Origin of the sequence: Streptomyces sp. VTCC 41912 (genome assembly GCF_045799175.1) — a bacterium.
In the GTDB taxonomy this organism is placed as follows: Bacteria; Actinomycetota; Actinomycetes; order Streptomycetales; family Streptomycetaceae; genus Streptomyces; species Streptomyces albulus_C.
In genome coordinates, this window is sequence record NZ_JBJMAB010000051.1 from 29,459 (window position 1) to 50,755 (window position 21,297).

The 21,297-nt window shown below is 75.1% G+C and carries 20 protein-coding genes and 1 pseudogene; 15 read left to right on the top strand and 6 right to left on the bottom strand.

The window, feature by feature from the left end:
- Position 1: 1 nt before the first annotated feature.
- The 8 genes from ACJ6WD_RS37440 to ACJ6WD_RS37475 all read left to right on the top strand — a co-directional run bounded on the left by ACJ6WD_RS37440 (position 2) and on the right by ACJ6WD_RS37475 (position 8,678).
- Positions 2 to 1,135, top strand: a complete 1,134-nt coding sequence (locus ACJ6WD_RS37440) for an acyl carrier protein (protein ID WP_407617487.1) — start codon at positions 2 to 4, stop codon at positions 1,133 to 1,135.
- A gap of 26 nt (positions 1,136 to 1,161) precedes the next feature.
- Entirely contained in the window at positions 1,162 to 1,416 is a 255-nt protein-coding gene (locus ACJ6WD_RS37445; RefSeq protein ID WP_016573309.1) for an acyl carrier protein, read from the top strand.
- Positions 1,413 to 2,573, top strand: a complete 1,161-nt coding sequence (locus tag ACJ6WD_RS37450) for an acyl-CoA dehydrogenase family protein (RefSeq protein WP_407617488.1) — start codon at positions 1,413 to 1,415, stop codon at positions 2,571 to 2,573. Before ACJ6WD_RS37445 ends, ACJ6WD_RS37450 begins: the two co-directional genes overlap by 4 nt.
- A complete protein-coding gene (locus ACJ6WD_RS37455) occupies positions 2,566 to 3,735 on the top strand; it encodes an acyl-CoA dehydrogenase family protein (protein ID WP_407617489.1) in 1,170 nt (389 codons plus the stop codon). The genes ACJ6WD_RS37450 and ACJ6WD_RS37455 overlap by 8 nt, the downstream gene beginning before the upstream one ends.
- Positions 3,732 to 4,388: a 4'-phosphopantetheinyl transferase family protein gene (locus tag ACJ6WD_RS37460; protein WP_407617490.1), complete on the top strand. Its 657-nt coding sequence runs from the start codon at positions 3,732 to 3,734 to the stop codon at positions 4,386 to 4,388. The genes ACJ6WD_RS37455 and ACJ6WD_RS37460 overlap by 4 nt, the downstream gene beginning before the upstream one ends.
- Complete coding sequence (locus ACJ6WD_RS37465; protein ID WP_233660753.1) at positions 4,385 to 5,929, top strand: AMP-binding protein; 1,545 nt, start codon at positions 4,385 to 4,387, stop codon at positions 5,927 to 5,929. The genes ACJ6WD_RS37460 and ACJ6WD_RS37465 overlap by 4 nt, the downstream gene beginning before the upstream one ends.
- A 139-nt stretch (positions 5,930 to 6,068) precedes the next feature.
- Positions 6,069 to 7,019, top strand: coding sequence for a nucleoside hydrolase (locus tag ACJ6WD_RS37470; protein ID WP_233660752.1), 951 nt, complete (start codon positions 6,069 to 6,071; stop codon positions 7,017 to 7,019).
- Between the two features lie 222 nt (positions 7,020 to 7,241).
- Positions 7,242 to 8,678: an oxygenase MpaB family protein gene (locus ACJ6WD_RS37475; protein WP_407617491.1), complete on the top strand. Its 1,437-nt coding sequence runs from the start codon at positions 7,242 to 7,244 to the stop codon at positions 8,676 to 8,678.
- Between the two features lie 54 nt (positions 8,679 to 8,732).
- Here the strand turns inward: ACJ6WD_RS37475 and ACJ6WD_RS37480 are convergent, their stop codons facing one another.
- Entirely contained in the window at positions 8,733 to 9,134 is a 402-nt protein-coding gene (locus tag ACJ6WD_RS37480; RefSeq protein WP_267953314.1) for a CU044_2847 family protein, read from the bottom strand.
- 212 nt (positions 9,135 to 9,346) lie between these two features.
- Here ACJ6WD_RS37480 and ACJ6WD_RS37485 point away from each other — a divergent pair, with 212 nt between their 5' ends.
- Both ACJ6WD_RS37485 and ACJ6WD_RS37490 read left to right on the top strand, forming a co-directional pair.
- The gene (locus ACJ6WD_RS37485) at positions 9,347 to 10,804 is read left to right on the top strand and encodes an SDR family NAD(P)-dependent oxidoreductase (protein ID WP_233660750.1); all 1,458 of its coding nucleotides are present in this window, start codon (positions 9,347 to 9,349) and stop codon (positions 10,802 to 10,804) included.
- Between the two features lie 36 nt (positions 10,805 to 10,840).
- Positions 10,841 to 11,215 carry an MmcQ/YjbR family DNA-binding protein gene (locus ACJ6WD_RS37490; protein ID WP_233660749.1) on the top strand — a complete coding sequence of 125 codons (375 nt, stop codon included), beginning with the start codon at positions 10,841 to 10,843 and terminating at the stop codon, positions 11,213 to 11,215.
- On the opposite strand, the gene ACJ6WD_RS37495 is transcribed toward ACJ6WD_RS37490, so the two are convergent.
- Positions 11,202 to 12,248 (bottom strand): zinc-binding alcohol dehydrogenase family protein, encoded by a 1,047-nt coding sequence (locus tag ACJ6WD_RS37495; protein ID WP_233660748.1) that lies wholly within the window; start codon positions 12,246 to 12,248, stop codon positions 11,202 to 11,204. The genes ACJ6WD_RS37490 and ACJ6WD_RS37495 overlap by 14 nt on opposite strands.
- 137 nt (positions 12,249 to 12,385) lie before the next feature.
- Here ACJ6WD_RS37495 and ACJ6WD_RS37500 point away from each other — a divergent pair, with 137 nt between their 5' ends.
- Together ACJ6WD_RS37500 and ACJ6WD_RS37505 are read left to right on the top strand one after the other, a co-directional pair.
- Positions 12,386 to 12,652 carry a GlsB/YeaQ/YmgE family stress response membrane protein gene (locus tag ACJ6WD_RS37500; protein ID WP_331248132.1) on the top strand — a complete coding sequence of 89 codons (267 nt, stop codon included), beginning with the start codon at positions 12,386 to 12,388 and terminating at the stop codon, positions 12,650 to 12,652.
- Between the two features lie 146 nt (positions 12,653 to 12,798).
- On the top strand, positions 12,799 to 13,380 hold the full coding sequence (locus tag ACJ6WD_RS37505; protein ID WP_407617492.1) for a TerD family protein: 582 nt from the start codon (positions 12,799 to 12,801) through the stop codon (positions 13,378 to 13,380).
- Positions 13,381 to 13,488: 108 nt separating this feature from the next.
- Here ACJ6WD_RS37505 and ACJ6WD_RS37510 read toward each other — a convergent pair whose 3' ends face one another.
- Positions 13,489 to 14,304, bottom strand: coding sequence for a hypothetical protein (locus ACJ6WD_RS37510; protein WP_331248133.1), 816 nt, complete (start codon positions 14,302 to 14,304; stop codon positions 13,489 to 13,491).
- A 156-nt stretch (positions 14,305 to 14,460) separates the two neighbouring features.
- Here ACJ6WD_RS37510 and ACJ6WD_RS37515 point away from each other — a divergent pair, with 156 nt between their 5' ends.
- On the top strand, positions 14,461 to 14,727 hold the full coding sequence (locus tag ACJ6WD_RS37515; protein WP_233660745.1) for a hypothetical protein: 267 nt from the start codon (positions 14,461 to 14,463) through the stop codon (positions 14,725 to 14,727).
- A gap of 139 nt (positions 14,728 to 14,866) precedes the next feature.
- Here ACJ6WD_RS37515 and tatA read toward each other — a convergent pair whose 3' ends face one another.
- On the bottom strand, positions 14,867 to 15,211 hold the full coding sequence (tatA, locus tag ACJ6WD_RS37520; RefSeq protein WP_233660781.1) for a Sec-independent protein translocase subunit TatA: 345 nt from the start codon (positions 15,209 to 15,211) through the stop codon (positions 14,867 to 14,869).
- A gap of 247 nt (positions 15,212 to 15,458) precedes the next feature.
- Here tatA and ACJ6WD_RS37525 point away from each other — a divergent pair, with 247 nt between their 5' ends.
- Positions 15,459 to 16,874 carry an LCP family protein gene (locus tag ACJ6WD_RS37525; RefSeq protein WP_407617493.1) on the top strand — a complete coding sequence of 472 codons (1,416 nt, stop codon included), beginning with the start codon at positions 15,459 to 15,461 and terminating at the stop codon, positions 16,872 to 16,874.
- 92 nt (positions 16,875 to 16,966) lie between these two features.
- Complete coding sequence (locus ACJ6WD_RS37530; protein ID WP_233660743.1) at positions 16,967 to 18,355, top strand: hypothetical protein; 1,389 nt, start codon at positions 16,967 to 16,969, stop codon at positions 18,353 to 18,355.
- 46 nt (positions 18,356 to 18,401) lie between these two features.
- Here ACJ6WD_RS37530 and mgtA read toward each other — a convergent pair whose 3' ends face one another.
- Both mgtA and ACJ6WD_RS37540 read right to left on the bottom strand, forming a co-directional pair.
- Positions 18,402 to 21,107 carry a magnesium-translocating P-type ATPase gene (mgtA, locus tag ACJ6WD_RS37535; protein WP_376443888.1) on the bottom strand — a complete coding sequence of 902 codons (2,706 nt, stop codon included), beginning with the start codon at positions 21,105 to 21,107 and terminating at the stop codon, positions 18,402 to 18,404.
- Positions 21,100 to 21,297 (bottom strand): annotated as a pseudogene (locus tag ACJ6WD_RS37540) (transcriptional regulator); the annotation flags it as partial. The pseudogene ACJ6WD_RS37540 and the gene mgtA, both read right to left, overlap by 8 nt.

A 21,297-nucleotide genomic window follows, 5' to 3' on the forward strand; every position in this document is an offset into this window, starting at 1 on the left:
CATGGCACACCTGGACTTCGGCCCGGTCCACACCGGCCTGCTGGACTGCATCCAAGTCAACTTCGCGGTGCTCGCCGACCACCACCACGGTCCCGGCGCCCACCTGCGGCTCGGCGCCCCCCTCGGCCTGCGTTCCTGGGAGCGCGCCGAGGACGGGCTGCCCACCGTCGACCCGCCGCTGGCCGAGCAACTGGCCACCCTCCCGGCCCTGGTCGGCCTGCGGGTCGTCGACCACGCCCGGTCGACCGGTGCGGAGCTGCCGGCCGCGCTGACCCCCGACGACGGCGTCCGCTACGTCGTCGCGGACGCCCACGAACTGCCCTGGCTGCCCTACCACGGGCGGGCCCACATGCCGCACAGCTTCCTGCTGGCCGCGGGCCCGGACGGCTGGCACGTCACCGACGCCTACCGCAACGAGACCGAGTGGGGACCGGCCACCCCCGGCCACTGGGTGCTGCCCGCGGCCGACCTCGCCGGACTCACCACGGCCGACGTCGTCGAACTGGCGCCGACGGACCTCCCGCCGCTGCCCGCCCTGCGGCCCGCCCCGGACTGCGACGCGACCGCCGCCGACGCCTACCTGGACACCTACGAGAAGTGGCCGGACCGGGCCCGGGCGATCGAACAACTCACCGTCGAGACCTGGCTGTTGGCCCGCACCCGCAAACTGCACGCCACCTATCGTGCGCTGTTCGCCGGCCGCGTCGACGGGCCGGAGCCCGGCCCCGAGGCCGACCACCTGCGCGCCTGGGACAAGGTCGTGGAACAGACCTACCTCGCCCACCGCCGGGTCGCCCGCGGTCGCGCCGAGCCGCCCGGCGTGGTCGACCGCCTGCGCGCCGTCCTCACCGCCGACCGCACGGTCTTCGGGACGGTCCCCGCCCCCGCGGCGCCGCCGGCGGCCGACGACGAACTGCGCCGCCGGGTGGCCGCGGTGGCCGCCGACGTGCTGGGCGTTCCGGTCGCCGACCTGCTCTGCGGGGCCCCGTTCGACTCCTTCCCGGCGTTCAGCTCGTTCCGCCTGGTCGAGATCATCGAACGGCTGGAGAGCGCCCTGGACCGCGAACTCGACGCGGACGAACTCATCCCCGAAAACCTCCGCCGGGTCGACGACCTCTGTCGCATCGCCCGCTGACCAACCACCTTCCTGGAAGAGGCCCCATGGACGCCCGCTTCACCGACATGCTCCGCCCGTTCCTCAAGCACTCCGGCGCCGAACCACTCGACCTCGCCCCGGACACCGACCTGCGCCGGCTCGGCGTCGACTCCATGCAGGCCATCGAACTGCTCTTCACCATCGAGGACACCTTCGGGATCTCCCTGCCGGACGAGGACCTCAACGACACCACCTTCGCCACCGCCGGCAGCCTCTGGCAGGCGATCGCCGCACAGCTGCCCGGCGAGGTCACCGCATGACCGGCAACGACCTCGCGGCCCGGCTGGCCGAGGCGGCGGAGGTTGCCGCCCGGCACGCGGCCCGCACCGACCGGGCCGCGGAGTTCCCCACCGAGGCCCTGGACGCGCTGCGCAGCACCGGCCTGCTCGGCCTCCTGGTCCCGACCGAACACGGCGGACTCGGCGGCACCGCACGGGAGTTGGTGACGGCCGCGGAGGCGCTGGGGCGCGTCGACATGTCCGTCGGCATGATCTTCGCGATGCACTGCCAGCAGGTCCAGGCGGTCGTCCGGTTCGCCGGCGAACGGCTGCGCAAGGAACTCCTCCCGCGGATCGCGGCCGGTGAGTGCTACCTCGCCTCCGTCACCACCGAGGCCGGCAAGGGCGGCCACCTACTCACCGCCGAGGCGCAACTCGTCGATGCCGACGGTCAGTTGACGATCGACCGATTCGCGCCCATCGTCACCGGCGGCAGCCACGCCGACGGCTACCTGATCACCATGCGCAGCCCCGGCGCGGACGCCACCGCGAGCGAGGTGTCGCTGGTCTACGCCCACCGCGACCAGCTCACCCGCACCCCCTCGGGCGACTGGCAGCCGATGGGGATGCGGGCCAGTCACAGCGTCGCCCTGCGGCTGACCGGCCGGGTCCCCGACCACCACGTCATCGGCGAACAGGGCGGCTTCCACCACATCGCCGCCCAGGTCTTCGGCCCGCTGGCGCACCTCGGCTGGTCGGCGGCCTGGCTCGGCACGGCCGCCGGCGCGCTCTCCCGCGTCCTGCGACTGCTGCGCAGCCCGGCCGGCCGCGAGCGCTTCGACCTCGGCTCGGAACTGCTGCTCACCCGGATCTCCCGCGCCCGGCAGCGCCTGGACACCGTCCACGCCCTGCTCCAACAGAGCCTGCGCACCCTGGAGTCCGGCGCCGACCTCGCCGTCCCGGCCCGGCAGCTCCAGCTCAACGCGCTCAAGATCACCGCAGCCGAGGAGTGCCACTCCGCGGTCGACGACCTGGTCACCGCCCTCGGCCTGCGCCACGGCTACCTCCAGGACTCGCCCACCGGCCTGGAACGGGCCCTGCGCGACCTGCGCTCGGCCGCCCTCAACTACAGCAACGACCGGCTGCACCTCGCCGACGGCCGCCTGGCCCTGCGCGACCAGGGAGTCACCTTTGCCTGACAGCCCGCCCGTGCCGGCGAGCCCGCCGACACCCGACCAGGGGACCCCACCGGCACCACCGGCCGCCCGCTACGCCGCCCTCGACGCGCTGCCGGCGACCGCGACCGGCGCCGAGGTGTGGGCCGCGCTCGGCCGCGCCGGCCTGCTCACCCGCGCCTACCGCGACGGCGCCGTCACCGCGGGCACCGACCCCGACGGCCTGGCCGACCTGCTCACCGCCGTCGACGCCCGCTTCAGCATCCCCGCCACCCTCTCCGCCAGCGTCCAACTCGCCACCGCCCTACCGGTCCTGTCCGCCGGCCGGACGCCACTCGCCCGGCAGGCCCTGGACGAGGTGCTGTCCGGTCGGGCCACCGTCACCCTCGCGGCCACCGACGCCACCACCGGCACCGACCTCGCCGCCCTGCGCACCGAGGTCCGGATCGCCGACGACGGCCTGACCCTCACCGGCACCAAACGGTGGATCGCCAACACCACCACCGCGGCCTGGCACCTCGTCCTGGCCCGGCACCGGCCCGGCCGCCACTTCACCCACTTCACCTGGGTCCTGGTCCCCGCCGACGCACCCGGCGTCACCGTCCGGGCCGCCGACTCGGCCCTGTTCGCCCCCTCCGGCACCGGGCACCTCACCCTCGACGACGTCCGGCTCGACCGCGACCACCTGGTCGGCCGCACCGGCTTCGGACTGCCCCTCTTCGCCCGCCACATCGCCACCGAGCGCCTGGCCGGCGCCCAGTGGGGCGTCGCCCTGTGCCGGCGCGTCCTGGCCGACACCCACCGCCACCTGACCCGGCGCCCGCACGGCGAGGGCACACTGTGGGACCTGGACGCGGTGCGGCAGCGCTTCGCGGCCTGCCTGGTCCGGGTGCGGGAACTGCACGCCCTGGCCGCGGACTGCGCGGACGCGGTGGCCCTCCGCCACGACGCCACGGCCGCCGCCGCCCTCAAGGCCGCCGCGGGCTCGACCGTCAACCACGTCCTCGCCGCCTGCGGCCAACTGTGGGGCGCGGAGGGCTTCACCACCGGCGGCATCCAGGAGATCCGGGCCCAGGCGGCGCTGTTCGACATCGGTGGCGGCGCCGGCGAGGTCGTCCTGGGCGCCGTCGCGGACACCGCCGAGGCCGCCCTCGACGGCCTGGTCCGGCCGGGCACCCTGCCGTGACCCGCCCCCTCCGCATCGCCGACCGGGTCTGGTTGAGCACCACCAGCGACCCGCGGGGCCGCCCCGGCCCGGCCCCGGCCAGTCGCCACCCGGACGACCTGCGCCGGGCCGCCACCCTGCCCGAATGGCGGGCCCGTGAATTCCTCGCCGGGCGCGGCCTGTTGCGGCAGTTGCTCACCGCGGTCCGCCCGGACCTCGCCGACGCCGAGATCACCGCCGATCCACGGGGCAAACCCGCCCTGCACGGCCACCCCGGCATCGGCATCAGCGTCTCGCACACCGAGGGCGGGGTGGCCGCCGGAGTCGCCGTCGGCCGGGCCCTCGGCGTGGACCTGCAACGCCCCACCGCGCACGTCGGCCTCGCCCTGACCCGCCGGCTGCCGCCCGACCACGCCCGGCAGCTCGCCGCGCTCCCCCCGGAACACGCCGCGGAGGAGGTCGCCTGGATCTGGACCGCCCAGGAAGCCTGCGTCAAGGCCAGCGGCGCGGGCCTGGCCGGTCGCCCCTGGACCATCCCGGTCCCGCCGGGCGCCCGCCGAGGGCACTGGGGCGGATACCGCTGGACCACCCTGCGCGACCGCTCCACACTCCCGCTGAGCTGCGCCTACACCGACCGCGACGCCCCCGTCGAGAAAGCCGGACCGCCCGCATGAGCACGCCCGCCGCCCGCCACCGCACCCTGTACGACTGGTTCGCCGCCGCCGTCGACCGGCACGGCGAACGCCCCGCCCTGGAAGTCGCCGGCACCAGCCTCGACTACGCCCGACTCGCCGCCCTGGTCGACGCGTTGGCCGCCCGCCTCCGGCAACACGTCGGCGCGCGCCCGCCCCGCCGCATCGGTCTGCTGGCCGCCCGCACCGCCGTGGCCTACGCGGGCTACCTCGCCGTCCAGCGCCTGGGCGCCACCGTCGTCCCGCTCGGCCCGACCTTCCCCGCCGGACGCAACGCGGCCATCGCCCGGGCCGCCGCCCTGGACGCGGTGCTCGCCGACACCACCGCCGACCACCCCGAGCCCCTCGGCGTGCCGACCCTCACCCTCACCGACGACGAACTGGCGGCCCTGCCCGCGACCACCGCCCCGGACGCCCGCACCGCGCACCCCGACGACCTCGCCTACCTCCTGTTCACCTCCGGCTCGACCGGCGTCCCCAAAGGCGTCCCGGTCCGCCACCGGAACGTCTGCGCCTACCTCGCGCACGTCGTCGCGCGCACCGCCGCCGGCCCCGGCGACCGCTTCTCGCAGACCTTCGACCTGACCTTCGACCCCTCGGTCCACGACATGTTCACCGCCTGGGGGAGCGGCGCCACCCTCGTCGTGCCGACCCGCGGCGAACTCCTCGCACCGGTCCGGTTCGTCAACCGGCGGGCCCTCACGCACTGGAACTCCGTCCCCTCGCTCGTCTCCCTCGCCCAACGCCTGCGCGCCCTGAAGCCCGACAGCATGCCGACCCTGCGGCAGAGCATGTTCTGCGGTGAACCGCTCACCCTCCAGCAGGCCGCCGCCTGGCACCGGGCCGCCCCCGCCAGCACGCTGGAGAACGCCTACGGCCCCACCGAACTCACCGTCACCTGCGTCACCTACCGCCTCCCCGCCGACCCGGCCGACTGGCCCGCCACCCGCAACGGCACCGTCCCGATCGGCACCCCGCACCCCGGCCTCGAACTCCGCCTCGACGACGGCGAACTGTGCATGCGCGGCCCGCAGCGCTTCCCCGGCTACCTCGACCCGACCGAGAACGCCGGCCGCTTCCTGGCCCCCGACGGCTCGCCCCACGACCCGGCCACCGCCCTCACCGACGCGCACTGGTACCGCACCGGCGACCGCGTCGCGCCCCTGCCCGGCCCGGCCGGCGCGCAGCCGCCCCTGGTCCACCTCGGCCGCGGCGACCAGCAGGTCCAGGTGCACGGCTACCGTGTCGAACTCGGCGAAGTGGAAGCCGCGCTGCGCGCCCTGCCCGGCATCCGCGACGCGGCCGTGCTGCCCCGCACCACACCCGGCGGCACCGAACTCACCGCCGCCTACACCACCGACGACCCGACCACCACCCCCGACGGCCTGCGCACCGCCCTGCGCGACCGCCTCCCCGCCTACATGGTCCCCGCCTCCCTCACCGCCCTCGACGCGCTGCCCCTCAACCGCAACGGCAAGCTCGACCGGACGGCGCTCGGCGCGGCCCTCGCCCCCACCCCGTGACCCCCTCCCACGACGCGTCGCGCGGCGAGGGCGGCGGGCGCCCCGCCGCCCCCGGAAGGGACCCCGCGACGCCACGGCCCGCCGTACCCTGGCGGTGCCCGCCCGACCCCGCACCGCCACCTGCCGAAAGGGCCCGGCCATGCCCGCACTCCCGCTGATCATCGACACCGACACCGGTTCCGACGACGCCGTCGCCCTCCTGCTGGCCGCCGCCAGCGGACTCGGGGACGTCCGGGCGGTGACGACCGTCGCCGGCAACGTGCCGGTCACCGTCGCCGCCCGCAACGCCCTGATCTCCCTGGAGACCGCCGGCCGCACCGACATCCCCGTGCACCTGGGATGCGGGGGGCCGATGCTGCGCGCCGCGTCCGGCGCGACGGAGGTGCACGGCGAGGACGGGATGGGGGACAACGACCTGCCCGACCCCAGCGCCGCACCCCGCGACGGGCACGCGGTCGAGGCGCTGCTCTCCCATCCCCGCCGGCATCCCGGGGAGTTGACGCTGGTCACCCTCGCCCCGCTGACCAACATCGCCGCCGCCCTGCTGATCGACCCGGAGCTGTTCACCCGCTACCGGCACGTGTACTGCATGGCCGGCGCCCCCGACCTGGCGGGCAACGTCTCGCCGACCGCCGAGTTCAACGTCTGGGCCGACCCCGAGGCCGCCCGGATCGTCACCCGCGCCGCCACCGCCGACAAGGTCACCTGGATCGGCTGGGACGTCTCCCGCAAGGACGCCGTCATGAGCCCCGCCGACCAGCAGCGGCTGGCCGAACTCGGCACCCCCATGGCGACGTTCGCCCACCGCATCAACCGCACCGTCGCGGAGTTCGCCCGCACCGTGACCGGACTCGCCGGCTACGACCTGCCCGACCCCATCGCCATGGCCGTCGCCCTCGACCCCGGCCTCGTCACCGAGCAGGAACGGGCCCACGTCGAGATCTCGCTCGCCGACGAGACCCGCGGGCAGATGGTCATCGACCGGCGACTGGTCGCCCCGCCCGCCAACCTCACCCTGGTGCGCCGCGTCGACGAGGCCGGCTTCAAGAAGCTGCTCTTCGACACCGTCGCCGCCCCCGACCCCCGCTGAGCCCGGCCGGCGGACGGGGACCGCCGGCGCCCCGGGACGCCTCGACCGCGCCGACGCGGGCCGCCTGCGGCAAACCCGCCGGGCCCGCAGATCGCCCGGACGGGTGGTCCCGCGCCGGAAACCCCGTCGCGGAACGGGCGACGGAGGCTACTCCTACGGCTGAGCGGGCACCTCACCTGCCCGTCGAACTGCCGCCGTGCCCCCGCCCGTTGGGAGAAGCCCGTGACCACCGTCCTGCCCGGATCCGACCGCCCGCTGCGCCGCACCCTCGGCGAGCGTCGGATCGCCCTGGTCGCCTGGCGCCTGCTCGTACTCCAGAACGCCGATCCGACGGTCGCCGCCGGCCTCGCGGAGTTCTCCACCTACCGCGCCCATCCCTGGCGGCGGGTGGAGCACACCATGGACAGCGGCAAGCGGCTGTTCTTCGCCGACCAGGAGGGACTGCACCGCGAGATCGGCCGCCTGGAGCGGACCCACCGCCGCATCCAGGGCACCGACGCCGACGGCCGCAACTTCACCGCCCTGGAGCCCGCGGTCCGGGTGTGGGTGCTGGTCACCCTGTACGAGTCGATGACCGCGATGGAGGAGCTGTCCGGAGCACCGCTGGGACCGGCCCAACGCGAAGAGCTGTACGCCGACTTCCGCTCCGTCTGCGACGCGTTCGCGCTGCCCGCGGAACTCTTCCCGGCGACCGCCGCGGACGTGCCCGCCTACGTGGAACGCACCATCCGCGAACGCCTGGAGTACACCGGGGCCGCGCACGACCTGCTCTTCGACATGCTGCGCCAGGCCCCGGCCCCGCGCCGCCTTGGGCGGCTGCGCCCCGCCTGGCCGCTGCTGCGCCCGGTGATCGCCCGCCTGCTGACCGCCCTGACCCTCGCGGACCTGCCACCGTCCTTCCGCGAGCGCTTCGGCCTGCGCCGCAGCCGCAGCGCCGCCGCCCTGTCCTGGACGCTGCACCACGGCGCGCGGCACGTCGTGACGCGGCTGCCCGACCGCCTGCGCTACCGCTCGGGGACGGCCGGTGGCGGCACGGCGGGGCGGGCCACCGCCGAGGAGCCCGGTGCCGGGGGCGCCGTGCCGGTAGGGCGGCCGCCGCGGCCCCGCCGCTCCGGCCGCGGCACCACGCGCCGGGCCCGCGTCGAGACCTTCTTCCGGCAGGTGCTCGACCAGACCGGCGACGGGTACCTGACCGCCGCCGACCTCCAGGCGATGGCGCACAACGTCTGCTGGCAGCTGGAACCGTCCGAGGACCGGGAGGCCGAGGTGTACGCCGGTTTCGACGCCTGGTGGCAGCAGATCCGCACCTCCATGGACACCGACGGTGACGACCGGGTGTCGCTGGCGGAGTTCAGCACGGCCGTGCTCGCCGGCGTCGACCAGGACCCCGCGTACCTCGACAAGGGCCTGCGCCCCGCACTGCGGGCCCTCTTCCGCGCCGCGGACACCGACGGCAGCGGCAGCCTGGGCGCCGACGAGTACCGCGTGCTGTTCGGCAGCTCCCGCATCCATCCGGCCGAGCTCAACCACGGCTTCCGCCAACTCGACGCCGACGGTGACGGGGAGATCACCGAGGAGGAGTTCCTCGCGGCGTTCACCGCCTACTTCACCGCCCGCGGCGACTCCGCGGCCGGCGCCCAGCTGCTGGGACGGCCCTGACGTCGCCCGCCGGGGCCGGACCCGGTCGGGCCGCCGCCCGCCGGCGCCGGCCCCTCAGCCGGTGGGCTGCGGCCGCCAGGTCGCGGTGATCGTCAGCGACGCCCGCCCGCTCCCGGCGACGACGCCGAGCTTGAGGTCCTGGCCCACCTGCACGCCGAACTGCACCGACACCTCGTCGGGCGGCCGCTCGGCGGCGGTGACCGCGTCGTGCACCTCCTGGAGCAGCGGGCCCAGTGGTCGCAGGACGGTGCGCAGCGCCGCCACCGCCTCCGCCGCGGCCCGTCCGCCGCCGTGGGCCGCGCCCGCCTCCGGCGCCGTTCCGCCCAGGAAACCCTCCGCCGCGGCCGCGCCGGGCAGCGCGTCCGGCCGGGTCGGGTCCGGCGCCGGCGCGAGTTCCAGGCGGATGGACGTCCCGTCGGCGAGGGCGAGTTCAGCGTCGTGCGGCACGTCCCTCATTGTGCCGATCACCGGCGGCGGCGACAGCGGAACGGCGGGATCGGCGACGGCCGGCGCGCGCCGCGGCCGCCCGAGGGCCCGGTGCCGTCGCCGCCGGTTTGGCGCGGTCGCCGGCCGCTGGCGTAAAGTTCCGCCGAAGCTCGAACAGGCAATCCCGAGGTCCCACGGCCGGCCTGGAGAGACCGAACGATCCCAGGAAAGCGGCAGCGGCGATGACGGTGACCGAAGAAGGCCGGGCCGAGCGCACCGGAATCGACGCGGAGCGGATGGCGATCTGCTTGAGCGTCCTGGAGGAGCTGGACGCCCTCCCGGTGGACCACCCCGACGCGATCACCATACGGCGGGCCACTGCCGGGATCTTCCGCGAGGTCAAGCGCCGCCGCCGGCAGGAACGCCGCTCCGCCAAGACCGCCCACGACAAGGCGGTCACCGAGGCCACCGCCACCGGGGCCGCCGACCGCATCGACGACGAGACGATGGGCCGCTCCCTGGCCAGCTCGGTGAGCACGGACCTCGCCGGCATCCTGCAGCGGCCCCGCTCCTGCTACGTCTGCAAGTCCCGCTACGTCGAGGTCGACGCCTTCTACCACCAGCTGTGCCCCTCCTGCGCCCAGGAGAACCGGGCCCGCCGGGACGCCCGCACGGACCTCACGGGGCGGCGCGCACTGCTGACCGGTGGCCGCGCCAAGATCGGCATGTACATCGCGCTCCGGCTGCTGCGGGACGGCGCCCACACCACGATCACCACCCGCTTCCCGAACGACGCGATCCGGCGCTTCACGGCGATGCCGGACAGCGCGGAGTGGCTGCACCGACTGAAGATCGTCGGGATCGACCTGCGCGACCCGTCCCAGGTCCTCTCGCTCGCCGAGACGGTGTGCGCCGAGGGCCCGCTCGACATCCTGATCAACAACGCCGCGCAGACCGTGCGCCGCTCGCCCGAGGCGTACCGCAAGCTGGTCGAGGCCGAGTCCGCGCCGCTGCCCGCCGGCGAGCTGCCCGCGGCCGTCGTCCTCGGCCACTTCGGCAGCGGTGCGCCCGCCCTGCCCGCGGCGCCCGACGGCACGTCCGGGCTGTCCGCGACGGACCTCACCGCCCTCGCACTGACCAGCGGCTCCGCCTCGCCGGCCCGGATCGAGGCCGGCACCGCGATCGACGCCGGCGGTCTGGTGCCCGACCTGCACGCGACCAACAGCTGGATCCACACGGTGGACGCGGTCGACCCGGTGGAGCTCCTGGAGGTCCAGCTCTGCAACATGACCGCACCGTTCCTGCTGGTCAGCAAGTTGCGTCCGGCGCTCGCCGGGTCCCCGGCCCGCCGCAAGTACGTGGTGAACGTCTCGGCGATGGAAGGCCAGTTCAGCCGCGGGTACAAGGGCGCCGGCCATCCGCACACCAACATGGCCAAGGCCGCGCTCAACATGCTCACCCGCACCAGCGCCCGCGAGATGCTGGAGACCGACGGCATCCTGATGACCGCCGTCGACACCGGCTGGATCACGGACGAGCGTCCGCATCCGGACAAGATGCGGCTGGCCGACGAGGGCTTCCACGCCCCGCTGGACCTGGTGGACGGCGCGGCCCGGGTCTACGACCCGATCGTCCGCGGCGAACAGGGCGAGGACCTGCACGGCTGCTTCCTCAAGGACTACGCCCCGTCCCCCTGGTGAGCCGATGGCGGCGGGCCCGCGCCGTACCCTGGTGACGTGACCACGACCACCTCCGGATCCGCTGCCGCGCCGGACTCCGACGACGTCCGCCGCCTCGCGCTCGCCCTCCCGCAGACCGCGGAGAAGCAGGCGTGGGGCATGCCCACCTTCCGGGTCGCCGGGAAGATGTTCGTCACCGTGCCCGACGACGAGTCCTCGTTCGCCGTGCGGTGCCCGATGCACGAGCGCGGCGAGCTGATCGCGGCGGAGCCGGAGAAGTTCTGGGTGCCGCCGCACGAGGCCGGCTCGAACTGGGTCCGGGTGCGCCTGGCCGCCCTTGAGGACCTGGACGAACTCCGCGACATCCTGCTCGACTCGTGGCAGCAGGCGGCCCCGCCCGAACTCGTCGCGGCCTACCTCACGACCCGCTGAACTCCCGGTCGGGCACCAGCACCGCCGCCCCTTGGACTCGGTCGCCGGCCAGGTCGGCGAGGGCCTCGGGCGCCCGGCCGAGCGGGTACGGGCTGGTGGTGACCCGGATCCCGATCCGTGCCGCGGTCCTGAGGAACTCCCGCCCGTCGTCCCGGGTGTTGGCCGTCACGCTGCACAGGTTCCGCTCGTAGAAGAGGTGTTCCTGGTAGATGAGCGGCGGAATGTCGGTGAGGTGGATGCCGGCGACGGCGAGCGTGCCCGACCGGTCCAGCGCCGCCAGCGCCACCGGCACCAGATCGCCGACCGGCGCGAACAGGATCGCCGAGTCCAGCGGTTCGGGCGGCCGGTCGTAGGCATCGCCGGTGGACACCGCGCCCAGCGAGCGCGCCAGCTCGCGGGCGCGCTCGGACCGGGTCAGCACGTGCAGCCGGGCCCCTTCGGCCACCGCGACCTGTGCCGCCAGGTGCGCCGAGCCGCCGAAGCCGTAGAGGCCCAGCCGCCCGCCCGGTGGAAGGGCGCAGCGCCGCAGCGCCCGGTAGCCGATGATCCCGGCGCACAGCAGGGGTGCCAGCGTCGTCGCGGGCGTGGATTCCGGCAGCGGGTAGGCGTAGTCGGCGGGGAGCAGGGTGAGGTCGGCGAAGCCGCCGTCCGCGTCCCAGCCGGTGTACTGGGAGGCGGGGCAGAGGTTCTCGGCGCCGGCCCGGCAGTACCGGCACTCCCCGCAGGTGGCCCGCAGCCAGGCCCCGCCGACCCGGTCGCCGGTGCGGAAGCGCGTCACCGCCGCACCCGCGGCAGCCACCCGGCCCACGATCTCGTGTCCCGGTACGGTCGCCGGCCGGTGCGCTGGAAGATCACCCTCAGCGAGATGCAGATCCGTACGACAGACACCGCAAGCCTCCACCGTCACCAGGAGTTCCCCGGGGCCGGGCTCGGGGACGGGGCGGCGCACCGGTGTCAGCGGCCCGGAGGCCATCGGCCCCGGTCGCTCGACGGCCCACCCGGTCAGCGTCTCGGGGGGTGCGGTGCACGCCATGTCCTCAAGCGTCCCGCCGGCCCGTCGTCCCGGCAAACGCTGCGCCGGCCGCCCCGGCCGGTTCCGGCGCGGACAACTTCTACAGTGATGTAGATTTTCGGACCGCACCTACCCAACGACCAAGGAGAGGATGTCCCGTGGGCATCATCAGCTGGATCGTGCTCGGGCTCCTGGCCGGGGCGATAGCCAAGTTCCTGCTTCCCGGGCGCGATCCGGGCGGGCTGGTGGGCACCACGCTCATCGGCATCGCCGGTTCGTTCATCGGCGGCTGGCTGTCGGCGAAGTTCCTGCACCGGCCGATCGCGCACAACTTCTTCGACCTCGCGACCTGGATCGCGGCCGTCGCCGGCGCCCTGGTCCTGCTCGTGGTCTACCGGTTGCTGTTCGGCAATTCCCGGAACTGAAGCGGGGCTCGCACCGGCGGCGGTATCGATTTCCGTCCCGGAATGTCGGCTTCTACTGTGAGGTGGATCGTGGATTCGTCGGTGGAAGCCGGAACTGCCGTGCCGGCGCGTCCGTTTCCAGTTGAGACCGACACATGGGGAATCAGATGAGTGTGAATTTGAGCAAGGGCCAGAAGGTCAGCCTGAGCAAGTCGGACGGCGGCGCGCTCAGCGTGGTCCGGATGGGGCTGGGCTGGCAGGCGGCGCGCCGCAAGGGCTTCCTGGCCCGGCTGACCGCCCGCGAGATCGACCTCGACGCGTCGGCCGTGCTCTTCGCCGGCCAGCAGCCCGTGGACGTCGTCTTCTTCAACCACCTGGTCAGCGACGACGGCTCGGTGCGGCACACCGGCGACAACCTCGTCGGCGGCGCCGGCCAGGGCGGTGACGACGAGTCGATCCAGGTCGACCTGGCACGGGTGCCGGTCCACGTCGACCAGATCGTCTTCACCGTCAACTCCTTCACCGGGCAGACCTTCGCGGAGGTGGAGAACGCCTTCTGCCGGCTGCTCGACGACGCCACCGGCCAGGAGCTGGCCCGTTACTCCCTCTCCGGCGGCGGTTCGCACACCGCCCAGATCATGGCCAAGGTCTTCCGGTCGGGCGGCGGTTGGGAGATGGCCGCGATCGGCACGCCCGCCCAGGGCCGCACGTTCGAGGACCTGATGCCCGCCATCGCCGCGCATCTGTGACTCCCGGCCCGCGCGTCCCCGGTTCCGTTCCCGGCCTGCCGGCGGGCCGGGGCGCGCGGGTGCACCGCCGGTCGCCGCGCGTGCCGCAGGAAGGCCCGGCGGCACGGGTCAGGGCGACCCGGGTGCGGTCGGCCCCGAGAAGCCCGGACGGCCGAAGTCCGGGCTGCTGAAGTCGGGGCCGGCGAAGTCCGGTGAGCTGTAGCCGGGGCCGTCGGACGGCGCCGGACGGGGCTCGCCGCCGCCGGACACCCCGGCCGTGGCCGGGCGGGGGAGCGCCGGCCGGCCACCGGGTCTCCCGTCGCCCGTCGCGCGGTCGATCCGACCGAGCAGGAAGGGCGTGATCGCCCGCTCCAGCAGCGCCAGTTGCCAGGCTTCGTGCGCCCGCACGACCGCCGGATCGGTCTCGTCCGGCGTCCGGGCCTCGGCCGCCGCCCGGTTGCGGGAGGCCGCCACCAGCATCCAGACCAGTCCGGTCAGCGCCGCCACGACGGCGACCCCGGCGGACGTCCAGCCGGCCGCGATCAGTTCGTCGGCGAGCCGGGACGGTGCCGCCACGGTGTGCAGGCCGAAGCCGAACAGCAGGAAGACGGCCGCGGCGGTGGCGGCCAGTCCGGGCACCAGCACGCCCAGCGCGGGGAGCACCCCACCGCTGCGGGACGTCGTGCCGACGGCCGGCGGGGGCGGTACCGCCCGGGTGCCGTCGGCCGCGGCGCCGCGCAGGCGGACGAGTTCGCGGTGTTCGGCGGCCGCCGCGGCGGCCAGTGCGTCGCGTGCGTCGAACGCCGCGCTGCGCAACTGCTCGGCGTTGAGGGCACCGGCCGTGCGCGACAGTGCCGACCTGACCTCCGGGGAGTTCAGGGCCTGGTCGACGGTGCGCTCGAACGCGGTGGTGTCCGGTGCCTGTAAGCGGTCGTTCTGGTGCACGTGTATTCCCCGATGGATAGAGGGCCAAGATTGCCCGACGGTCCGGCCCGGTGCCGGGCGGCGCCCCGCGGACGGTGGCGTGTTGCGGCCACTGTCCGGACAACGCGGCGCACCCCTTGATGGTTCCCTGATTGCGCAATCCCTAAAGTGTTGCTCATGGACGAAAAGGACGCGGTATCGGTCGCGGTAACGGGCGTGGGTGTCGAGGTGGAGCGGTGGGAGATCGCGGTGCTGACCGGCGGCCCCGCCGACGGGGTGCGACTGCGGGTGACCGGCCGGCCGGGCGTGCTCCAAGTGAGCCGTCCCTGCCGGGTGGAGAGCGCCCCGGACGGCCTCCAGGTCGCGGCACTGCACATCTACCGCCGCGACCTGAAGGTCAAGAGCGAGCCGCTGCGGTACGGCTTCGACGGCGTGAGTCCGTGAGGCACGCGGCGGGTCGGGCCCGGAAGCGGGGTAGGCCCTCCGTGGGCGGTCCTCGCCGGGCCGCCCGCGAGGAGCGGTCCCACGGTGGGCGGCGGTCCTCGGTGGACGGGGTGCGGTGCGTGGCGCCGGTCGGTCGACGTCAGTGTGCGGGGTTCGGGCCGGCTTCCCGCTCCGCGTGGGCGGCGGCCGGTCGCTCGGTGCCCATGCCGCCGGGTGCCGCACCGCCGGTGGTGCCGCTGGCGGCTGCGCCGGGCGCCGGGTGGATGGTGCGCGCGGCCTCCGCGTGCTCCGCCGGGCCAGGGGTGTAGGTGGTGGTCGGCGGCGTGCCGTCGTCCTCCTTCATCGCCTTGGTCTCGCTCTTGAGGATGCGCAGCGACTTGCCCAGTGCCCGGGCGGTGTCCGGCAGCTTCTTGGAGCCGAAGAGGAGAATCACCACGAGCGCCACGATCAGCAGGTGCCAGGGTTCCAGTCCATTGCGCAGCATCGCTGCCACCCTTCTCTCGTTGTCACCACGGTCGGTCTTCGCGGCCGTCGTCGCGCGGACCCGGCCGGGAGTTCACTTGCTACATTGCGCAACTGTATAACCCTGGGCAGGGGGGATCCGTCTGCCGGCAGGAAAAAGCACGGACGAGGGTGTACACGTGACACGCAGCCACGCGGCAGGGGCCGCACACGGAGGCGGCAAGGGGGGCGGGGAGGGACTCGTCCGGGGACCGCGGCGCGGGGTGCGCATGACCGCCGCGACGACCCTGGCGCTCCTGGTCCTGCTGGTCGCCGGCGCCGGCTGGCTCTACCTCCAGCTCAACGGGGACATCACCACCTTCGGCGCGGACGGCCTCAGCCGGGACCGCCCCGCCGCCGGCGCCGGCAGCAACGTCCTGGTCATCGGCTCCGACTCGCGGGCCGGCGGGAACCGCCGCCTCGGCGGCGGGGAGGGCGACGTGGGGCGCTCCGACACCGCGTTCCTGCTGCACGTCCACGGCGACGGCCGGCACGCGCTCGCGGTCTCCTTCCCCCGCGACACCCTCGTGGAGATCCCGCCGTGCCGGCTGCCCGACGGGCGGTGGACGCCACCGCGCTCCGCCGCGATGTTCAACTCCGCGTTCACCGTGGGCGGCACCGCCAAGGGGAACCCCGCCTGCACCCAGAACACCGTCGAAGCCCTCACCGGGCTGCGGGTGGACCACACCGTAGTCGTCGACTTCGCCGGCTTCGCCGCACTGACCACCGCGGTCGGCGGGGTGCCGGTCTGCCTGCCCCAGGACGTCCACGAGGGCGACCTCAACCCGCACTTGGGGGCGCCCGGCAAGCTGGTCTTCCCCCGCGGCCCGCAGACCGTCTCCGGCCAGCGGGCACTGGACTACGTCCGGCTCCGGCACGGACTGGGGGACGGCTCCGACATCGGCCGGATCAAACGCCAGCAGGCGTTCACCGCCGCACTCGTCAAGAAGGTCAGGGCCCGCGGCATGAACCCCTCCGCACTGCTCCCGCTGGCCCGGGCGGCCACCGCGGCCCTGACCGTCGACCCCGGGCTGGGCACGGCGGACCGGCTGCTGGCCTTCGCCCTGTCGATGAAGGACATCGACCTGCACGACACCAAGTTCCGCACCCTGCCCTGGCGGTACCAGGGCGCCCGGGTCGCGGTCGTCCACCCCGCCGCCGACGAACTCTGGGCCGCCCTGCGCGCCGACCGCACCGTGGACGACCTGGACGCCGGCGGCACCGGCCGGTCCGGCGCGCCGGACGACGGCAAGGCCGCCACCCCGCCGCCCCCCGCCCCACCCGGCACCGGCATCGCCGTCACGGTCCACAACGGCACCACCGTGCCGGGGCTGGCCGCGCACGCCGCCGCCGAACTGCGGGCCGCCGGGTTCACCGTCCTCGCCACCGGCACCGCCGGCTCCCAGCAGCACGCCACCACCCTCGTCGCCTACGGCCCCGGCCAGCAGGACCGGGCGCAGACCGTCGCCCAGCACTTCCCCGGCGCGCTCCTGCGACCCACCCCCGCCCCCGGCATCGCCCTCACCCTCGGCCGGGACTACGCCGACCGGCCCGCCGCGGGCGGCCCGCCCGCACCGCCGGCGCCGGCGGACGGGGCCGGGCGGTCCGCCGACGACGACCCGTGCGCCGATCTCTCGTACGGTTAGCCGGAGCGCCTCCCGGCGATCACCGGCACCGGTACGTCACCTTCCGCCCATGTCCCCCCTGTCGTCCTGACGTTGAGGAGAAGATCAGTCCCATGACAGCCCTCCGCCGGCCCTCGCCCGGCGTTCTGACCAGAGTCCTGCCCAGGGTCCTCGCCGCATTCCTGCTGACGGCCCTGGCGCTGCTCGCCGGGACGGCCGTCGTGCCGCAGCCGGCGCACGCCGCCGGCACCGGCCTGGACGCGGTGGCCGACGCCCTGAAGAAGAGCCCGGTCTACGTCGATCCGCGCGTCCGCGACCAGCTCCCGGACGCCGACCGCAACGCGCTCGCGCAGAAGATACGGGACGCCGACAAGCCGGTCTTCGTGGCCGTCCTGCCGGACGTCCCGGAGTTCCCCCGGGCCACGCTGCTGCGGGACCTGCGCACCAAGGTCGGCATCACCGGCGTCTACGCCGTCCACCTCGGCGCCAACGGCTTCAACGCCGGCGCCGACCCGCAGGTGCTGTCCCACAACGCGGCCCGCAACCTCACCGGCGCCGTGCGGGACTCCCACAAGGGCGACGCCAAGGGCATGGTCACCGACTTCGCCCAGCAGGCCGTCGGGCAGGCCCGCGGCGAGGCACCGTCCTCCTGGAACGCGGGCGACGGCGGCTCCGCCACCGGGCTGCTCGTCGGCGGGGCCGTGGTGGTGGTCGGCGGCGTCGGCGGCTACGCCCTCTTCCGCCGGGCCAAGAAGCAGCGCGAGGAGCGGGAACGCGCCGAGCTGGAGGCGCTGCGGGTGGTCGTCGACGAGGACATCACCGCCTTCGGCGAGGAACTGGACCGCCTCGACTTCAACCCCTCCGAGCCCGGCGCCACCGACGCCATGCGCACGGACTACACCGGCGCCCTGGACGCCTACGACCTCGCCAAGTCCAAGATGGCCGAGGCCCGCCGCCCCGAGGACGTCCGGCCGGTGACCGAGGCCCTGGAGGACGGCCGGTTCGCGCTGGCCACCCTGGCCGCCCGCCGCACCGGCGCCCCGCTGCCCGAGCGCCGGCTGCCCTGCTTCTTCGACCCGCGGCACGGACCCTCCACCGCCGACGTCCAGTGGGCCCCGACCGGCGGCACGCCGCGCCAGGTCCCGGCGTGCGCCGCCGACGCGACCCGGATCGCCGACGGCCTGGAGCCGATGGCCCGCACCGTCCAGACCCCGGGCGGCCCGCAACCCTACTGGGACGCCGGACCGGCCTACTCCCCGTGGGCCGGCGGCTACTTCGGCGGCGGCAGCGTGCTCACCGCGATGGTCGCCGGCACCCTGCTCGGCTCGGTGCTCAGCGCCCCGTCCGCCTACGCCGACTCGTCGTTCGCCAACGGCCCCGAGGGCGGTACCGCGTCGGGCGCCGACTTCAACCCCGCGGACTTCGGGGGCGGCTTCGGCGACGGCGGCGGATTCGACGGCGGGGGCCTCGACGGCGGCGGTTTCGGCGGCGGCGACTGGTGAGCCGCCCGCCCCGCTGACCTCCCGGCGCCGGCGCGTGCCCGGCGGATCAGTCCGTTGATCCGCCGGGCCCGCCCGTACCGTTCTCCCGGCGCGCGTACCGTATCCGCGCGAACGCCAGCGCCGCCCCGTAGAGCATCAGGACCACCGAGAGCAGCAGGTAGTACAGCGGCGGCGGGGCCGACATGGCCAGCACCGGCGCCAGCGGCGAGACCGGCAGCAGCAGACCGACCACCGCCAGCGCGGTCACGGCCAGGTGGACCGGGCCCACCGTCCGCCGCTCCGCCGCCCGCCGCCCGGTACGCAGCAGCAACATCACCATGCCCTGGGTGAGCAGGTTCTCGGTGAACCACCCGGCGTGGAACATCGTCGGGCTGTCCGTCCCGGCGGTGACCTTCGCGGTGAACGCCAGCACGGCGAAGGTCGCCAGGTCCGCCGTGGCGTTGATCAGGCCGAACGCGGTGATGAAGCGCAGGAAGACCCGCGGCCGCAGCACCGCCGGCCGGCGCGCCGCGCCCACCGCCGGCTGGTCGAAGGCGAGCGAGAGCTGCGCCGCGTCGAAGCACAGGTTCTGCACCAGGACCTGCGCCGGGAGCATCGGCAGGAACGGCAGCAGCAGCCCCGCCGCCAGCATCGCGATGACGTTGCCGAGGTTGGACGACAGGGTGATCCGCAGGTAGGCGCCGATGCTGCCGCTGGCGTTCCGGCCGGCGGTGATCGCCCGGTCGATGGCGGTCAGGTCCTTCTCCGCCAGCACCACGTCGGCGCCCTCGCGCGCCACCGGCACCGCCCCGCGCGGGCAGATCCCCACGTCGGCCGCGTGCAGCGCCGGCAGGTCGTTGACCCCGTCGCCCAGGAACCCGGTGGTGTGCCCGGCACCCCGCAGCGCCGTCACGATCCGGGCCTTGTCCTGGGCCGTGCAGCGCGCCACGACGGCAGCCCCCTCGACCGCCGCCGCCAGCGCCGGGCCCGTCAGCCCGGCGAGCCGGCCGGCGGTGAGCACCTCACCCGGGGCCAGCCCCAGGTCCCGGCAGGCGCGGGCGGCGGTCCCCGGGTGGTCGCCGGTGAGCACCTTCACGGCCACCCCGCGCTCGGCCAGTACCCGCAGGGCGTCCTCGGCGGACGGCGCCAGCGCGTCGCTCAGCGCCACGAAACCGACGAAGGTCAGCCCCCGCACGTCCCCGTCCGCGTATCCGCCGAGCCGGGGCCTGCGCTCGCCGCGGGCCACCGCCAGCAGCCGCAGGCCGTCGGCCGCCTCCCGGGCGGCCCACCCCAGCAGCCGCTCGCGCGCCGCGTCGTCGAGCTCGGTCTCCGCCCCGTCGGCGCGCACCCGCCCGCACCGGGCGAGGACGTCCTCCACGGCGCCCTTGACCACGAGCGTGTGCACACCGTGCCGCCCCGGCTGCCGGATCACCGCCGTGGACATCCGCACCACGGGGTCGAAGGGCAGCGCCGCGATCCCGTCGTACTCCAGCGGATCCGTGTCCTGTTCGTCCGCGGCGGCCAGGATCGCCTCGTCCAGTGCGTCCGGCACCGGCAGTTCGGCCAGCTCGATGGTCCAGAAGCTGTTCACCGCCGCCCAGTGCAGGACCTCCGGATCGGGTGCGCCGTCCGGGCCGGCCGACCGCACCACGACCGGCCGGTCCTGGGTGAGGGTGCCGGTCTTGTCCAGGCACAGCACGTCGATCGCGCCGAGGTCGTGGAGGGCGGGCAGCCGCTTGACGATCACCCCGCTGGTCCGGGCGAGCAGGGCGGCGCCGCGGGCCAGCGCCGTGGTCACGATCACCGGCAGCATCTCCGGCGTCAGGCCCACCGCCACCGCCACCGCGAACGGCAGCGTCTCCAGCCCCCGCCCGCGCAGCGCGGCATTGGCCATCAGCACCAGCGGCGGGGTCAGCAGCATGAAGCGGATCAGCGTCCAGGCGATGCCGTGCACCGACCGGTCGAAGGCGGTCTCGCCGCGCCGCCGGGCCCGCCCGCGGTACGCGGCGGCGAACCGGGTGTCCGCCCCCGTCGCCACCACCAGGCCGGTCCCGCCGCCCGTCGCCACGCTGCTGCCCTGGAAGCACACGTGCGGGGGCTCGGACGCGTCCGGGTGGCCGTCGGGCGGGGCGTCCAGTGCCTGCTTCGGCACCGGCGCTGACTCCCCGGTCAACGCCGCCTGGTGCACCGTCAGCCCGCTGGCGCGCAGCAGTCGCAGGTCCGCCGGCACCAGGTCGCCCGGACCCAGCCGCACCAGGTCACCGACCACCAACTGGTCGACGGGCACCTCCCGCACCTGCGGCGCCGCGTCCCCGTCCGGCCGGCGCTGCACCGTCGCGGTGGTGGCGACCAGCTCCTGCAACGCCGCCATCGCCCGGCCGGCCTGGTGCTCGCCGCCGGACCGCAGCGCGCAGCTGACCACCACCAGCGTCATGATCACGCAGGCCGTGCCCCAGGACGCGACGGCCGCCGAGACCAGCCCAAGGCACAGCAGCACCGTGGTGAACGGGTCCCGCAGCGCGCCCAGGAAGCGCCGCGGCCAGGACACCGGCCGCCACGACGGGACGGTGTTCTCCCCGAACCGGGCCAGCCGCTCCTCGGCCTGCGCCTCGGTCAGTCCGCGCGGTCCGCTGTCCAACCGCCGCATCAGCTGCAACGCCGTCAGCGCCGCCGGCTCCACCGGTCCCCCCACCGGCCCGGCCGCAGCCGCGCGCGCCGCGTCGGCGTCCGGGGACAGCGGGTCGGTCCCCGGCGCCGCGGTGATCTCAGGCACCGAGCTGACGCGGGCGGGCCGGCGCGGCCCCCTCGCTGCGGGCGGCGAGTTGGACGACGAGCGTGCGCATCACCGCGACCGTCTCGGGATCGTCGACGAAGTACACCACCCGGCGGCCCTCGCGGCGGGAGCGGACGAGGCCGGCCAGTTTGAGCTTGGAGAGGTGTTGGCTGATGGCGGGCAGGGCGCC

What these genes read in the sequence shown, in the direction of transcription:
- ACJ6WD_RS37440 (WP_407617487.1), top strand. Translation starts at nt 2, where the DNA reads ATGGCACACCTGGACTTCGGCCCGGTCCACACCGGCCTGCTGGACTGC.
- ACJ6WD_RS37445 (WP_016573309.1), top strand. Translation starts at nt 1,162, where the DNA reads ATGGACGCCCGCTTCACCGACATGCTCCGCCCGTTCCTCAAGCACTCC.
- ACJ6WD_RS37450 (WP_407617488.1), top strand. Translation starts at nt 1,413, where the DNA reads ATGACCGGCAACGACCTCGCGGCCCGGCTGGCCGAGGCGGCGGAGGTT.
- ACJ6WD_RS37465 (WP_233660753.1), top strand. Translation starts at nt 4,385, where the DNA reads ATGAGCACGCCCGCCGCCCGCCACCGCACCCTGTACGACTGGTTCGCC.
- ACJ6WD_RS37470 (WP_233660752.1), top strand. Translation starts at nt 6,069, where the DNA reads ATGCCCGCACTCCCGCTGATCATCGACACCGACACCGGTTCCGACGAC.
- ACJ6WD_RS37480 (WP_267953314.1), bottom strand. Translation starts at nt 9,134, where the DNA reads ATGAGGGACGTGCCGCACGACGCTGAACTCGCCCTCGCCGACGGGACG.
- ACJ6WD_RS37485 (WP_233660750.1), top strand. Translation starts at nt 9,347, where the DNA reads ATGACGGTGACCGAAGAAGGCCGGGCCGAGCGCACCGGAATCGACGCG.
- ACJ6WD_RS37495 (WP_233660748.1), bottom strand. Translation starts at nt 12,248, where the DNA reads ATGGCGTGCACCGCACCCCCCGAGACGCTGACCGGGTGGGCCGTCGAG.
- ACJ6WD_RS37505 (WP_407617492.1), top strand. Translation starts at nt 12,799, where the DNA reads ATGAGTGTGAATTTGAGCAAGGGCCAGAAGGTCAGCCTGAGCAAGTCG.
- ACJ6WD_RS37515 (WP_233660745.1), top strand. Translation starts at nt 14,461, where the DNA reads ATGGACGAAAAGGACGCGGTATCGGTCGCGGTAACGGGCGTGGGTGTC.
- tatA (WP_233660781.1), bottom strand. Translation starts at nt 15,211, where the DNA reads ATGCTGCGCAATGGACTGGAACCCTGGCACCTGCTGATCGTGGCGCTC.
- ACJ6WD_RS37525 (WP_407617493.1), top strand. Translation starts at nt 15,459, where the DNA reads ATGACCGCCGCGACGACCCTGGCGCTCCTGGTCCTGCTGGTCGCCGGC.
- ACJ6WD_RS37530 (WP_233660743.1), top strand. Translation starts at nt 16,967, where the DNA reads ATGACAGCCCTCCGCCGGCCCTCGCCCGGCGTTCTGACCAGAGTCCTG.